Raw genomic sequence first — 14,945 nt, forward strand, 5'->3', positions numbered from 1 at the left:
AGGTTTCCTAGGGACAAACGATTGTGCAGCAGCCTGTTGCACAATCGGGCGCGCCTTTTGGAAGGCGTCGAAGCGACTAGGCGAGGAAGCAGGCTCCAATGCAGCGCGCGTGGATTGAACCTGTGCCGAGGAGTATGAATCCTGACGGGGGAGGGTGAACGATGCAACTGATCTTCGGCGCCACAGCCGATGGCCGAACCTATCCGGACCACGCTGGCGCGAAGCATGGGGCGCTAGACCGCGCGCTCGTCGGGCCGGCCAGTCTGGTGGAGGCGCTGGAAGCCCAGTTTGGCTTACTCGGTCCAGTGGCGCCCAAGGCGGTCCGGATCGCCGCCTACCTCGCGAAACTTCGTGCCGCGGGTGATGGCAAGTTCTGGTCCCTATCGTTTTCCAAGGATGCCTGGTCCACCGCCGTCCTCTTGCTTGGCTGGCGCGACGCGCTTGTGGCGGGGGGCTGGTCAGGCGCGCCAGCCGGTGCGACGCGGCCGGATGATCTTGCGGCCGTGGAGCGGGCCGGCGCGCCTCTGCCGCCGGGCCTCGCCGATCGTCTGACGGCTGTGCTGGCGGCGATCGGCAACCGGCCAGGGTTACGCCTGGAGCGCCTGACCCTCATCGAGCCGCGCGTCCGCTTGGCGCCGCCCTGGCGCCGCTTGGTGGATGCCCTCGAAGCCGCCGGTGTGCCGATCGAGGAATGGCCGGCGACCCCATCGGCCGCGCCCGGCTCGGACCTCGCTCGCGTCCAGGCGACCTTGGGCGGCGCGGCGGCCGAGCCTCTGCTCGGCGACGGCTCGTTCACGCTTGTCGAGGCGGACACCGCCCTCATGGCGGCGGAGGCGGTCGCCGACTGGTTGGCCGCAGGGCCGAAGGAAGAACTCGCCGGGACGGTCGTATTGGCGCCCGATGGAGACACGGCCCTTCTGGACCGCGCGCTGGCGGCGCGCAGACTTCCAGCGCTTGGCCTTTCCAGCCCATCGGCTTGGCGGGGCGCGCTTCAGGTCCTACCGCTCGCCTTCGCCGTCGCTTGGCGACCTTTCGACCCGAAGACACTCTTGAACCTCTTGATGCTTCCACGCCCGCCGATCGGTGGCTTTGCGGCCGGGCGACTGGCACGCGCGCTCGTGGCCGAGCCCGGGCTTGGAGGGCGAGCTTGGACGCAGGCGTGGGAGGACATCTCGGCGTATCTGCTCGCCCGCGAGACGGACGCCGACGCCGCCGAAGCGGACCGCAAAATCGCCCGCCAGATGGCGCGGTGGCGCGATTGGACGGCCGGTGGCGAGTTTGACCGGGTTCAGGGCATGAGCGCCGCCGACGCCCGCCAGATCGCCGGACGTGTGGCCGCCTGGGCAATGGCGGCCGATGCCGGCAACGGCGACCGCCTATTCCTCGCTGTCGCCGCTGCTGCCGCCGGTTTCGTCCGTGCGGTCGATACGCTGCGCCAGGACTTGCTGCCAGCCCTGTTGATCGAGCGTATTTTGGGCGACGTCCTGGCCGAAGGGGTGGCCAATCCCGAGCATGTGGCGGAGGCTGGCGGTCTCCGAGCCGTACATGCGCCTGGAGCACTTTGGGCACCGGCACAGCGGCTGGTCTGGTGGAATTTTGTCGGCCCAGGCGAAAAAGTAGCGCCAATCCCGTGGAGTCGATCTGAACTGGCGGCTTGGGCAAAGGCTGGCGTCGAGTTGGAGACTGCGCCCAACGCCGCGCGCCGAATCGGGGCGGGCTATACTGACGCCTTGATGCGGGTCACCGAGCGCGTCTTGCTTGTACGGCCCGCCCTCTCGGGCGCTGACGAAACTGTGGCCCATCCGCTTGCACATCAGCTCCATCCCCTCACCGAGTCCGCGGACGAGCGGGTGCGCTGGCGGGCGGAAAGTCTGTTAAGCGAGGCCAGAGGCCAGGTGGCGAGACGTGTTCTCACACGCCAACCGGTGGATCTGATCGACGCGCCCCTCGGCCGCCCCAGTTGGGGCGTACCGGCCGCGGCGTTGGTCCGTCTGGAGGGACGGCGCGAAAGCGCCACCGCCCTCGGGCGTCTTTTGAACTGCCAGTTGAGTTGGTTCGCGCAAGATGTTCTGCGCCTGCGGCTTGGCCGATTCGCTGAAATCCCGGGTGCCGACCAACTGTTCGGCAACCTCGCCCATGAGATCGCTAACCGCCTCCTGCCGCCCGGGCCGCCGCCACCACTGACGGACGTCCGGATGCGCGCCGCCGCGCTGTTCGACGATCTTCTCCCTCGGATGGCCGCGCCTCTGCAGCAGCCCGAATTAGCCGGTGAACTGGCTGCCGCCCGCGAACGCGTGCCGGCCGCGCTAGAAGCGCTTGTGCGGATGCTCCACGAGCGCGGCCTCGAAGTGGTGGGCGCCGAGCTCGATCGGGAAGGAACATCCGATGGTTTGGCCCTGCAGGGCCGCCTTGATCTGTTGGTGCGCCGCGGGTCCACCTCCGCGATCGTGGACCTCAAATGGACACGCTCGGTGCGACGTTACCGCGATGAGATCGCCGAAGGCCGCGCAGTGCAGCTTGCAGTCTATGGCGCGATTGCCAACCCACACGGGCCGGCCATGGCCACAGGCGGATACTTCCTCCTGCGTCAGCGAAGGCTATTTGCCGGGCGGGGCACTCTTCTGGCCGACGAGGACATCGAAACCGTACGCGATCAGGCTGACACCCTTCGCGATGTCATCGACGACTGGAGAACATGGCGAGGCCTCCTCGATCAGGGCGTTGTCGTCGCTGCCGGGGTCGACGGAGCGGATGCTTTGCGGCCTGCCGGCTTGGCTTTTGAGACCTCCAAGGACCCTTGCAAATTCTGTGACTTGACCGGCCTGTGCCGGGTGCGCGTGGAGGCGGTCTGATGTCTGGCACAATCCAGGTGGTGACTGCGGCTGCGGGTGCCGGCAAAACGACACGGATCGTTGACGATATCGCGGCGGACGTCGGCGTCCGCCCGCCCGAAGAGATTCTTGCCACCACCTTCACCATCAGGGCGGCTGACGAGCTGGTGCAGCGCACGCGTTCTGAATTGTTCCGCCAGGGCCGGGTCGACCTAGCTGGGCGGTTGTTGGGCGCTCGGTTCGGCACCGTGAACGCGGTCTGTGGCCAAATCGTTGCGGAGTACGCCCTGGAGCTCGGACGCTCTACTTCGACGAATGTGATCGCCGACACCAATGAATCCCTGGTGTTCGCCATCGCTGCCGATGCTGCGATCGGGGCCCACGCACCGCTCCTCAATGACTTGGCGGAATCCTTCGGGCACGACGACCCTCATCCGCCCGGCAAGGAGCCGCCGGACTGGCGGCGAACCGTCCGTTCGGTGCTGTCCCTTGCCCGCGCCAACGGAATCAACGCGGAAGCCTTGGCGAGGTCCGCCCAGCGGTCGGAGCAGAGCTTCTTAGCACTGTTCCCGCCGGCGGCGGCAAGCGGCGAAACGCTCGATGCGGCGCTCGCCGATGCTGTGGCCGCCGCGGTCGCCGCCGTCCCCACCACGCCGAGTGCCACGGCCAATAGCGGGGGCCTGCCTGCCCTGCGCGCCGCCCACGCGCGACTTTCACGCGATGAACGACTGACTTGGTCAGCCTGGGCCGCTCTGACCAAGGTGAAATGCGCCCCGACCAAGGACGGTCGCAGCTATGCCGAAGCCCTGGCCCAGGTTGCTGCCGCCGCAGGCCGACATGGCGAGCATCCTCGTCTCTGCACCGACGGCGCCCGCTTCATTCGTGAGATCTTCCTGTGCGCGGCGGAGGCGTTGCAAGCCTACCAGACGCATAAAGCCGAGCGCGGCCTTGTGGATTTCACGGACCAGGAGGCGCTTGCCCTGCAGGTACTGCAGGATCCTGCGCTGTCGGCGCGTTTGCGTGAACGGATCAGTCGGGTCTTCGTCGATGAGTTTCAGGACTCGAGCCCGCTCCAACTCGCGGTGTTCACCGCCTTGGCCGAGATTGTCGAGGCCAGCACATGGGTCGGCGACCCCAAACAGGCGATTTACGCCTTTCGCGGTGCTGACACCGACCTTACGCAGTCAGCCTTCGCCGGCGCGGCCGATTCAGCGACGAGCGATGTGTTGTCCGTCTCGTGGCGCAGTCGGCCGGACATCGTACGCCTCGCCAATGCGGCGTTTGGGCCGGCCTTCGAACGTATGGGGCTACCTGTGACGCGCCATGCCTTTTCGCGCGCCGCGCGGTCGGATAACGGGTTCGACCGGCATGCATTGGGCTACTGGCCGTTGATCGGCAAGGTCGACGAGCAGGCGGCCGCACTGGCACAGGGACTGCGCGGCGTCCTCGCAGAAGGCGCGTCTTGGAGCGTCGAACAACCCCGGGAGGTCCATCGGCCGTTACGTGTCGGCGACATCGCCGTCCTTTGCCGCACCAATACCGATGTTGCGCGCTATGCCGCCGCTTTGAGCCGCGAAGGACTGCCGGTGGCTGTCGAGAGGACAGGCTTGGCGCGTACCCCGCACGTGGAATTGTCCCTGGCGGCCTATCGTTGGATTGCCGACCGCACCGATCGCCTAGCGCTTGCGGAATTGGCTCGGTTCTTCGCCGTCGATCCGGAATCTGACGCGTGGCTGCAGGCGGCCGCTCAGGAGTCGGATGATGCGCTGCAGGCCGTGGTCCCCATCGCCTCAGCGCTCTCGGCCCTTCGCGATCAGATATTGAACCTGACGCCGGCCGAACTCCTGGACGCGGTCTTGGTCTTGCCGGAGGTGGTCGGCCGAATCGAGCGCTGGGGCGACCATGCCATTCGCCTAGACGACTTGGAGGCGCTACGCGGCTACGCGCACGCCTACGAGGCGGAGTGTATGGCCTCGGGTGCGCCGGCGACACCGTCGGGCCTGTTGCTCGCGCTGAAGGGCGCCGACCCGCAGCGGCCGCCGAGTCTTGCCGCCGATGCGATCCAGATAATGACCTATCACGGGGCCAAAGGCCTCGAGTGGCCGATGGTCGTCCTTACCGGTTTGGCGTGGGAGCCCAGGGCACGGCTGTTCGAGCCTACCGCAGAAGTCGATGGAGAGCTCGATTGGCGCTGTCCCCTGGCGAACCGGTGGATCCGTTATTGGCCCTGGCCCTATGGGCTGTCCGGATCCGGCTGCGACTTGGACGTGAACGCCGCAGCCTCGCAACCGGGACAGGAAGCATGGCGCCGAGCCGCGCAAGAGGACACGCGCCTGCTCTATGTTGGTGTCACCCGAGCGCGCGATTACCTCGTGCTGGCCCCACCGGCGAAAGGCGCGCTGAATTGGCTGAAGGTCCTCGATGATCCAGGTGGTTCGCCGCATGTGAACTTCCCCGCCGAGGGCGACAACCTTATCCGCGTGGGTGCCGAGACGTTTGTCGCGGACGTTCGTCGGCTTGCGGCCTCCGAGGAGGAGACCCTACGGGCGATTCAGCTTACGCACGTGCGGTGGCCCGCCGCCGACGTGAGCGTGCCGAGGCCATTGCACCTACGCCCTAGCGAGACCCAGAGTGAGGCCGAGTGGACCATTGTCGAGAGCATGAGTCTCGGTGGCCGCCTACGCATCGATGGCGTTACCGACATGGCGAGTCTCGGCGAGGCCGTGCATGCCATCCTCGCTTACGACGACCCGGCTCGGTCGGTGGAAATCCGCTGGGCTGATGCTCAGGCGACACTTGAACGCTGGGGAATCCTGGGCCTCTCCGCCGTCGACGCGATTGCGGCGTCAGATCGACTCCATGCAGCATTGGCGGGGCGCTGGCCGGGCGCCAAGCTAACGCGTGAGGTTCCCGTCGTTGCCACGCTAGGCGATCAGTTGGTCCGCGGACGGATCGACCTGTTGGCAGAAACCTCGAGCGGCTTTGCGATCATCGATCACAAGAGTTTTCCCGGTGCGCCGGATCTGTGGACCGAGCGGGCGCTCCGATACGCGCCGCAACTGGCTCTCTACGCTGAGGCCGTGCAGGCGGCGACAGGACAGCGCTGTGCTGACCTCTTTGTGCATATGCCCATTGTTGGCGCATTACTGCGTCTGGCGCCTGCGCGCCCGCCAACCTTTCCCAGTTCGGCTGGAGGCCATGCTGTCACATGATTGAGGTTTACCAGAATCTATTTGTGGGCGCGCAGACAGACGAGGTCGCCATTCGCGGCCAGAGCGGTTGGTTCGTTATTCACGCGTGCAAGGAGCCCTATCATCGGCATGCTCTCGGCTACACCACGCCCGGTGCGCCGAAGAATCATCCGGAATATCTACTCGCTGCGCGTCCAGGCTGCCTGATCTTGAACCTGGTCGACGTTGACAAGGTAAGCTTCATCGCGCCGGAAATTATCAACGCGGCACTGAACGCCGTCCGGGACAATATTGGATCGTCAAGGGTTCTGATTCACTGCAACCAGGGTATGTCACGCTCGCCCGCAATCGCGCTTTTGTATCTGCTGAAGCATACTGATGCCCTTGGTGTGAAGGAGCACATACAGGCAGTGCGGGCATTTCAGACGCTTTACCCTTCTTATGCGCCCGCGAAGGGAATGGCGGACTATGTCATGCTAAACTGGGATAAGTACCTTCCCGCCGGCTGATCTGCGATCAGACCATTTTCGCTCGGTGCCGTGAAGAGCGGGATTTCCAGCCACCCCTGAAGGGTCAGGCTTTGGGTGTGGCCGCAAGCGTGATCCTAGGCACATCTGCGCCTCCATCCGCCGTTTCTCGATGTGAGAATGGCACAGGAAGGTGTCGGCGACGCTCAGCCGGGAACCACGATGCTATGTGGGCGTTTGGCGGCCGCACTTGGTTCGGTGTAGTGCGACGATCAGGATGCGGCGGCACGGCGGCGGCCGCGCGGCTTAGCGACTGACGACGAAGGGGTGGCTGACGCTTCGCCCAGATGCTGGAGGTGCAACGCCGGGCGGCGGGGCAACTTCACGACCAGCTCCAGCTTCCCGCCGACGGCCTCGACGTAGCTGCGCAATGTCGAGAGATACATGTCGGCCTGCTTCTCGATTTTCGACACGGACGGCTGTTTGATGTTCAACGCCTCAGCGATTTCGAGTTGCGCCTTCCCGGCGATCTGCCGCAGCTCCCGCAGGCCTTCAACTTCCTGCTTGAGTTCCTGGTAGCGCGCCTCCACCCCCGCCTGGCGTTCAGGCGGAAGGTCGGCAAGCATATCGTTCAGGTTCCGGACCATCTCACACCTTCCTCTTTCCGGCCTTCAGGCTTTCCACATGAGCGGAGAACCGGGAATCGGCCTTGGCGATAAGCTGACGATAAAAGCGTTTCTGACTTCCGCCGGACTTGTCGCCCGCGACGAGCAGAATCGCCCGCCGCTCCGGATCGAAAGCGAACGCAGCGCGCCATTCGCCGTCTGCTCCCTCGAACCGCAGCTCCTTCATGTTGGCGTGCTTTGACCCTTTGAGCGTATCCGCATGCGGCCGGCCGAGCTGGGGGCCGTAGTCGGCCAACAGCTTGGCAACAGCAAGCAAACCATCCTGGACAGAGGCTTCGAACGCTTTGAACTCCGGGACGAACTCGTCATGGAAAGCAACATCCCACGCCATTTATATAGCTTCTAAGCTATGTCGGGTCAAGAGATTGTTGAGCCGCAAGGTCAGGCGGCCTTCTTGGAGGCGCTGGCAGCCTTGGCCGACTCCCCCTTGTCCAGCAGCGACGCGATTTCCTCGCATGTGCGCGCCGTGGCCAACTTCAGAGCCTCGTCGATGTGGATGTAGTCCTGGGTCACGCTCTGGGAGCCGTGACCGAGCAAGGCCCGAATGGTCAGTTCCGAGAAGCCCAGGTCTCCCGCGACGCTCGCGAACGTGTGCCGCAACGTGTGGGGCGTAACGCCTTCAATACCGACCGACGCACACAGCCGCTCTAGGCAAGCTTTGGCGGCGGTGTAGTGCCCCTCGCCGACCTCAGACGGAAACACATAAGGCGAATTCACACGCATCGGCTGCTGTGCGATCAGCTTCACGGCAGAGGAGCCAATCGCCCTGACCTGAGCGTCGCCCTTGGTGTCGGGGAAGCCCACATAGCCTTCCGCGGCGGCGACCCATTCACGTTCGAGGTTTTGCCCCTCGGAAATCCGAAACCCAGTCAGAAGCAGAAGCCGCACGATGGCGAGCGCGATGGGGCTTTCGGTCTCCTTGAGCGCCGCATGACGCATCGCCTGGCCGAGCTTCACGATCTCGGGAACGCTCAAACGCCGGTTCTTCTTCTTCCCGGCCAGTTTCCGCGCACCCTTACTCGGATGAGCTTCGATGCGATCGAGGCGTACTGCGTGCCCGAGGATGCTTTGCAACGTCGACACGGTGCGCGCGGCGACGCCAGGCCCCCCGGTGGTCGCGCCGCCTCGGCCCTCGCCGCGTGGCTTAGCGGTTTTCCCCGCGACGATGTCCGATTGCATGCGCTCGATATCGGCGATCTTGAGGGTGTGGATCAGCGCTTTGCCCAAGAGCGGCTTGATGTGTGTTTCGATCCGGCTCTTGTCCATCGCGAGGGTCGAGGCTTTGATCGGCCGGTTCCGGCGTCCGAGAATACGGCCGGCCTTGGCTTCCTCAAGATACCAGTCGCACAGCGCCGCCACGGTCGTTTTCCTCCGTGTGTCGGGCTTCTTGGCCGGGTCATTGCCCTTGGCTAGTTCGCCGAATTTCACCTTGGCAAGATCGCGTGCGTTCTCAACCGTGATCGCGCCGAAGCGCCCGAGCTTGATCCGGCGGGTCCGGCCGTCGGCATCTCGGTACTGAAGGATGAAGGTCTTCAGGCCAGAGTGAATGACCCGGACGCCGAAGCCCTTCAATTCGCCATCCCAAAGGAAGCCCTGTTCGCCCTGCTTGCCCGGGGGCGTTAGGCCTTCGACGGCCGTCTTGGTCAACCTCCCGCTCATGACGCCTTCCTCTTTGCGATCCGATCTGCTTACATTATCAGGCCTACCAAAAAATGTAAGCACTATGTAAGCAGTTCGGCGCAAGCGGAGGGCGGATCGGTCGGGGACGAGCGTAGGATGTTCTGTATAACCTACTGTTTTATAGGGATGTAGAGTGACGCAGAGTGGCAAGGCGAAGGATAATCTGGACCTTGCCAAGGTTGGGGTCGAGGGTTCGAATCCCTTCGCCCGCTCCAAATAGTCTTCCATGCGCGCTGGGCAGAGGGTTCAAGGGCAAGCAGGCCCGCTGCCTCGTTGAATGGGGGCTCGCCAATGGATTACGACGTCATCGTCGTAGGCTACGGCCCGACGGGCAAGATTCTCGCCCGGTGCCTCAGCGACGCGGGACACAGTGTTGCCATCGTGGAGCGCTGGCCCGAGGCTTATCCTCTGCCCCGGGCGGTCGCCTATCATCATGACATCAAGCGCGTGTTCCACGCGCTCGGGTTGGCTTCGCAAATCGAGGCAATTTCCCGGCCATTGAGCCATTACATTTGGTACAACGCCGACTGGAAGGTTCTGGCCGACATCGACGAAACCGGCGAAACCCTCTCCGGCGGACGCCAGTCCCTCAGCTTCAATCAACCGGATCTCGAACGGCTGCTCGAGCGCGACCTCCAGGGCCGCTCCGGGATCGCGTTATTCCTGCGCAACGAGGCGCAAGGGGTCGAGCAGACGGCTGACGGCGCAAGCGTCACGATCGCGCCGTTCGACGCCGAGACGGAGGCGGTCGATCTCTCTAAGATTAAGCAGATAACGGCAAAATATGTCGTCGGCTGCGATGGCGCCAACAGCCTGGTGCGCGAAGCTCTCGGCTCGACGTTTCTCGATCATGGCTTCGATGCGCGATGGCTGGTTATCGACGTTCGTCCGCACGATCCCTCCAAGCTGCAGTTCCCCGATGTCCTGCAATACTGCAACCCGGCGCGGCCGATGACGATCGTTTGGGGCGGTGTCGTCAATCGCCGCTGGGAGTTCATGATCAAACCGGACGAGGACGCGGCCGAATTCGCCAAGCCTGAAAAGACATGGGAACTGCTCTCGCGTTGGATGAAACCGGGCGACGGCGAGCTCGTGCGTCACGCGGTTTATCGGTTTCGCTCGGTGCTCGCGCAAGGCTGGCGCAACGGGCGGCTTCTCATCGCCGGCGACGCGGCGCATCTGATGCCGCCCTTCATGGGGGAGGGCATGGGCTCGGGCATTCGCGACTCCTGGAACCTCGCCTGGAAGCTCGATCGCGTGTTGAAGGGGACTTCGAGCGATGCTCTGCTCGATGCCTACGAGGCCGAGCGGGGCCCGAACGTCGATGCCTACATTCGCGTGTCGATGGAGGTGGGCAAGATCGTCTGCGAGATTGACGCTGAAGCGGCGAAGGCGCGCGACGCGGCTTTCCTGAGCGGCGGGCCGCCGCCGCTCGACTTTCCGGGGCTCTCCGGCGGCATCATCGCCAAGGGGGACGGCGCCGGCTTGCTCACCCCGCATGATGAACTGGAGACCGCGCAGGGCTTCCGCCGCCTCGACGATATCGTCGGCCGGAATTTCGCGCTGATCGGCGACCCCGCGACCCTTGAGGCGCTCGACAACCGCGTGCGTGCCATAGCCGACAATCTGGGCGTCGTTCTCGTGGCGATCGGCGCAGGTGCTCACCGCGAGGCAAACGGACGCATCGCCGCCTGGCTCGCGGGGCACAAGGCAGTCGCAGTCCTCGTTCGCCCCGACTTCTATGCGTTCGGATTGGCGCGAGACGCAATGCAAGCCGAGCAGCTTTTGATGGAACTCGCCGCGAAGCTTTGCACCGGCATCCCCGAGACGCCGGTGCAAGGGGATTGATTTCAGTGCGAGCGTTTCACTCGGCGGCCGGATAATCGGCGGAGAGGCTGGTCTTTTTCCAAAGATCGATCTGTTCCAGAGTGCCGCGCAATTGCTTCTCGACATTCTCGAAACCCTCGCGTCCAAGCACGAGATGCAGCGGCGGTGCCGGGGATTGAACGGCCTCGATGATGGCTTGTGCCGCGCGCGCCGGATCGCCCGGCTGCTTGCCGCTGTAGCCGGCGGTTGCGAGCCTTCGCTTGTCGGCGGTCTCTCCATAATCGGCGATGAAACGCGGCGATTGCTTCAATGACCGGCCCGCCCAGTCCGTTCGAAATGGGCCCGGTTCGACCAGAACCACATGCAGGCCCAAAGGTGCGACCTCCTGCGCCAGAGATTCGGAAAAGCCCTCGACGGCGAATTTGGTCGCAGCGTAATAGCCGGAGCCCGGAAATCCGATCAGCCCGGCGACGGAGGCGATATTGACGATTGTGCCGTGCCGCCGCGTCCGCATGTCCGGCAGGACCGCGCGCGTCACCGCGGCGAGGCCGAAGAAATTGGTTTCGAAAAGCGCGCGAATATCGGCGTCGTCGCCTTCTTCGACAGCGGCGAGATAACCATAGCCCGCGTTATTGACCAGAACGTCGATATGACCGAAACGGCGTCTCGCCTCTTCAACCGCGGCTTGGATCTGACTCGCCTTCGCCACATCGAGAGGAAGCGTGAGGATGCGATCTTCATGGCCGGCAGCCAAACCCGCCAGCGTCTCCGGATCGCGCGCGGTGGCCACCACGCGAAAGCCATGAGCGAGTGCGGCTTGCGCCAGAGCGCGGCCAAATCCGGTCGAGCACCCGGTAATGAACCACACCGGCTGATCGGTTGTTTGATTGCTCATGAGATTTCTCCTGAAATGTCTTAACTCGCACGGCGAGATCATGATCAGTGTCAGGCGATGGCCGCGGGGCGGCATTAATATGGATCAAACCGCGCATACGGGAAGCAGGCCCGCGCGTGCGAAGGGCGCCCGCGAATGATCGCGAGCGCCATCCAAATAGGCCCAGTCATGACGCCGGGCGGGCGGTATCTTTGCGCGGCTTATATTCGGCGCGCGGGGGATGACCGAAGAGAGCCTTGTAAGCGCGGCTGAAGGCAGCCTCGGATTCGTAGCCGACGATAAACCCGATCTCGCTGACCCGCACATTGCCCTTCGCCAGTAGATCCCGCGCCAGCGTCAGGCGCCACTCGTTTTGGTAGCGCAGAGGCGGACGGCCCACCAAGGCAGTGAATCGCTCGCAGAAATTGGAACGGGACATTCCCGCACGGCCCGCCAGAGTATCTATGCTCCACCGTTCGGTGGGCCGCTCATGAATGGCTTTCAGCGCACTCGCGATGCGGGCATCGGAAAGTCCTCCCAGCCACCCCGACGCGGGGCCCTGATGCACCCAGGTCCGCAATGTGCGGATGACCACCAGGTCGATCAGCCGCGAGACCATCAGGGCGGCGCCGGGCTGGATATCGCCAGCCTCGATCATCAGAAAATGCACGATTCCCTCAAGCCAGCCTGCACCCTCCGCGTGGCGGATATGGATGCAGTCCGGCAGCGCGGAGACCATGCCCCGCAGGCTGTCGGTCTCGAATCGGAAGCGGCAGAGAACCAGGGTTGCACCCGCGCCCGCCGCCGCTAACCGCAAGGCGCCGGCACCGTGAGGCAGCATCACAAGGTCGCCCGTGTCGATGATCGAAGGTCCGCGCTCGCTTCCTTCAACGCTGAGGGTACCCGCCATGACGAGGCAAACATGCGCGGCGCCGGCTTCCAGCTCCAGGCGGCCCGCTGGCTCCAGCGAGCAGGAATAGACCCGATCTCCGGTGAGGCGGATTTGCGCCAGCACATGGGACAGCAGATCGGCAGATGCCGGGATGCCGACCTCCATTTCTGGAAGAATGGTCAAGTTTTTCGGGAGTTCGGTCATGGCTAAAATCGCCCGATTGAAGGTATCAAGGCGCCGTTCAGAGTTCGTAACTGCATGATAATACGTACTTTTAGAACAAATCCGCAATCGTTTATTGCGGGATGGAGCCTCGATCGGAAATGTTCCGATTTTCTGGCTTGCCCGCCGAGTTGAAAGGATAATCCCATGAAAATGCTTGCCCTCAGCCTCCTTGGCGTCCTTCAGGCCGTGGGAGTTCCCGCCGCCGCCGCGACCGCGACCGCGCATAATGTGGTGCTCGTTCCCGGCGCCTTCACCGACAAGTCAAGTTGGGACAAGGTGGCCCATCTGCTGCGCGAGAAGGGCTTCAAGGTCAGCGAAGTCGACATTCCGTTGACCTCGCTCGAGGCCGATGTCGCGGCGACTCGTAAAGTGCTGGAGGCTCAGCACGGGGCGACCATTCTGGTCGGCCATTCCTGGGGTGGCGTCGTCATCGGCGAGGCCGGCGACGATCCCAAGGTCAATGCGCTGGTTTATGTCGCCGCCTTCGCGCCCGACAAGGGCCAAACCCTTAAGGCTCTCACGAGCAACGGACCGCCGACCGAAGGCTTGAAAGCGGTCCGGCCTGACGCCAAGGGCTTCCTGTCGATCGACCCCGCCGCCTACCCGCATGTCTTCGTCGGCGACGTGCCAGTCGCGGAGGGTGAGGAACTGGCCAAGAAGCAGATGCCGATCAACGGCGCGGCGTTCGGCACCCCGGCTGTTGTCGCCGCCTGGCATCTGAAACCGACGTATTACGCAATCTCGGCCAACGATCTGATGATCCCGCCCCAGGCGGAGGCTTTCTTTGCGCATCGCATGAAGGCGACGACGGTGACGATCCAGTCGAGCCACGCGTCGCCGGTGTCGCATCCCGCGGCGGTCGCCGCGCTCATCGAGGAGGCTGCCAAAGGGCGATGATCCGGCCGGACGACGGGGAAAATAGAAAGGCCGCCCATTGGGCGGCCTTTTACGTGTCGCGCATTACGACTTGTTTGGCGGCGTCATGCCGGCCTAGTGATTCGAAAAGCCATTTTCTTTGGCGCGCGCATCAGAATCCTTCACTTCAAGCCACATGGCGTTGAGGATGGCGAAGGAGCACGCAAGTCCCAGTCCGAGAACCCAACTGAAGTACCACATGGGAATCTTCTCCTATCAATAGCTGAAATGATCGGCTTTCACCTGCTCTTCCGTCACCTTGCCGCGCAGCACGTAGTAGATGAACGACGTGTAGGCGAGGATGATCGGGACGAAGATCAGTGCGGCGATCAGCATGATGAACAAGGTCGTCTGGCTCGAGGACGCATCCCACACCGTCAGGCTGGCCGACGGATCGGACGACGACGGCAGGATGAAGGGAAACAGGCTGAGACCCGCCGTCGCGACGACGCCGGCGACCGCGAGCGAACTCGCGATGAAGGCGCCGATCGCAAACTTCGCCCGCGTTGCGAGGATCGCGAGCGCCGCGCCGCCGAAGCCCAGGATCGGCGCGAGAAGGGTCCACGGTTGCGCAGAATAATTGGCGAGCCACTGGCCGCTCTTGCGCACCACTGTCTTGGCGAGCGGGTTCGATGCCGCATCATGCGCGATGGTGCCGACGATCTGGTAACCGTCGAGATATTTTACCCAAAGACCGCCGAGGGCGAAGAGGACGATCAGCGCGAGGCCCGCGTAGGTCGTCGCGCTGCGGGCGCGCTCGGCGACCACACCCTCGGTCTTGACCGCGAGCCAGGTGCCGCCGTGCATCGTAAGCATGGCGACCGATACCAGCCCGCACAGCAAGGCGAACGGTGTCAACAGGCCGAACAGATTGCCATGATAGGTCATGCGCATCGTGTCATCGAAAGTGAAGGGCGCGCCGAGCAGCGCATTGCCGACCGCGACGCCGAAGATCAGCGCCGGGATGAAGCCGCCGACAAAGAGCAGCCAGTCCCACGTCTCGCGCCAGCGGGTGTTTTCGAGCTTGCTGCGGTATTTGAATCCGGCAGGACGCAGGATCAAAGCGCAGAGCACCAGCAGCATGGCGAGATAGAAACCGGAGAAGGAGACGGCATAGACCAGCGGCCAGGCGGCGAAGATCGCGCCGCCGCCGAGAATCAACCAAACCTGATTGCCTTCCCACACCGGCCCGACCGTATTGATGACGACGCGGCGCTCGCCGTCGGTCTTGCCGACGAAGGGCAACAGAATGGCGGTGCCGAGATCGAAGCCGTCGGCGATGGCAAAGCCGATGAGGAGGACGCCAAGCAGCAGCCACCAGATGATGCGCAGATGTTCGTAAGTCAGGTATGACATG

12 protein-coding genes are annotated in these 14,945 nt (G+C 64.0%); 5 read left to right on the plus strand and 7 right to left on the minus strand.

Annotated features, from left to right (window positions below; translation table 11 throughout):
• Window positions 1–161 precede the first annotated feature (161 nt).
• From CWB41_RS05555 to CWB41_RS05565, 3 genes are read left to right on the plus strand one after another with little or no spacing between them, the layout of a single operon-like run.
• On the plus strand, window positions 162–2,852 hold the full coding sequence (locus tag CWB41_RS05555; RefSeq protein WP_115835202.1) for a RecB family exonuclease: 2,691 nt from the start codon (window positions 162–164) through the stop codon (window positions 2,850–2,852).
• Window positions 2,852–6,043: a UvrD-helicase domain-containing protein gene (locus CWB41_RS05560; RefSeq protein WP_115835503.1), complete on the plus strand. Its 3,192-nt coding sequence runs from the start codon at window positions 2,852–2,854 to the stop codon at window positions 6,041–6,043. Before CWB41_RS05555 ends, CWB41_RS05560 begins: the two co-directional genes overlap by 1 nt.
• Complete coding sequence (locus tag CWB41_RS05565; RefSeq protein ID WP_115835201.1) at window positions 6,040–6,531, plus strand: protein-tyrosine phosphatase family protein; 492 nt, start codon at window positions 6,040–6,042, stop codon at window positions 6,529–6,531. The genes CWB41_RS05560 and CWB41_RS05565 overlap by 4 nt, the downstream gene beginning before the upstream one ends.
• A gap of 230 nt (window positions 6,532–6,761) precedes the next feature.
• On the opposite strand, the gene CWB41_RS05570 is transcribed toward CWB41_RS05565, so the two are convergent.
• From CWB41_RS05570 to CWB41_RS05580, 3 genes are read right to left on the minus strand one after another with little or no spacing between them, the layout of a single operon-like run.
• Entirely contained in the window at window positions 6,762–7,136 is a 375-nt protein-coding gene (locus CWB41_RS05570; RefSeq protein WP_115835200.1) for an XRE family transcriptional regulator, read from the minus strand.
• Between the two features lies 1 nt (window position 7,137).
• Window positions 7,138–7,506, minus strand: a complete 369-nt coding sequence (locus tag CWB41_RS05575; protein ID WP_115835199.1) for a type II toxin-antitoxin system RelE/ParE family toxin — start codon at window positions 7,504–7,506, stop codon at window positions 7,138–7,140.
• A 50-nt stretch (window positions 7,507–7,556) separates the two neighbouring features.
• On the minus strand, window positions 7,557–8,822 hold the full coding sequence (locus tag CWB41_RS05580; protein WP_245411133.1) for a tyrosine-type recombinase/integrase: 1,266 nt from the start codon (window positions 8,820–8,822) through the stop codon (window positions 7,557–7,559).
• A gap of 324 nt (window positions 8,823–9,146) precedes the next feature.
• Here CWB41_RS05580 and mhpA point away from each other — a divergent pair, with 324 nt between their 5' ends.
• A complete protein-coding gene (mhpA, locus tag CWB41_RS05585) occupies window positions 9,147–10,703 on the plus strand; it encodes a bifunctional 3-(3-hydroxy-phenyl)propionate/3-hydroxycinnamic acid hydroxylase MhpA (protein WP_115835197.1) in 1,557 nt (518 codons plus the stop codon).
• Window positions 10,704–10,719: 16 nt separating this feature from the next.
• Here mhpA and CWB41_RS05590 read toward each other — a convergent pair whose 3' ends face one another.
• Together CWB41_RS05590 and CWB41_RS05595 are read right to left on the minus strand one after the other, a co-directional pair.
• Window positions 10,720–11,577, minus strand: a complete 858-nt coding sequence (locus CWB41_RS05590) for an oxidoreductase (RefSeq protein ID WP_115835196.1) — start codon at window positions 11,575–11,577, stop codon at window positions 10,720–10,722.
• A gap of 166 nt (window positions 11,578–11,743) precedes the next feature.
• Entirely contained in the window at window positions 11,744–12,652 is a 909-nt protein-coding gene (locus CWB41_RS05595) for an AraC family transcriptional regulator (RefSeq protein WP_115835195.1), read from the minus strand.
• A gap of 165 nt (window positions 12,653–12,817) precedes the next feature.
• On the opposite strand from CWB41_RS05595, the gene CWB41_RS05600 reads away from it, so the two are divergent.
• The gene (locus CWB41_RS05600; protein ID WP_115835194.1) at window positions 12,818–13,570 is read left to right on the plus strand and encodes an alpha/beta fold hydrolase; all 753 of its coding nucleotides are present in this window, start codon (window positions 12,818–12,820) and stop codon (window positions 13,568–13,570) included.
• A gap of 93 nt (window positions 13,571–13,663) precedes the next feature.
• Here the strand turns inward: CWB41_RS05600 and cydX are convergent, their stop codons facing one another.
• Complete coding sequence (gene cydX / locus CWB41_RS05605; protein WP_115835193.1) at window positions 13,664–13,789, minus strand: cytochrome bd-I oxidase subunit CydX; 126 nt, start codon at window positions 13,787–13,789, stop codon at window positions 13,664–13,666.
• Window positions 13,790–13,804: 15 nt separating this feature from the next.
• Window positions 13,805–14,944, minus strand: coding sequence for a cytochrome d ubiquinol oxidase subunit II (gene cydB / locus CWB41_RS05610; protein ID WP_115835192.1), 1,140 nt, complete (start codon window positions 14,942–14,944; stop codon window positions 13,805–13,807).
• Window position 14,945 lies beyond the last annotated feature (1 nt).

Origin of the sequence: Methylovirgula ligni (assembly GCF_004135935.1) — a bacterium.
GTDB classification, from domain to species: Bacteria; Pseudomonadota; Alphaproteobacteria; order Rhizobiales; family Beijerinckiaceae; genus Methylovirgula; species Methylovirgula ligni.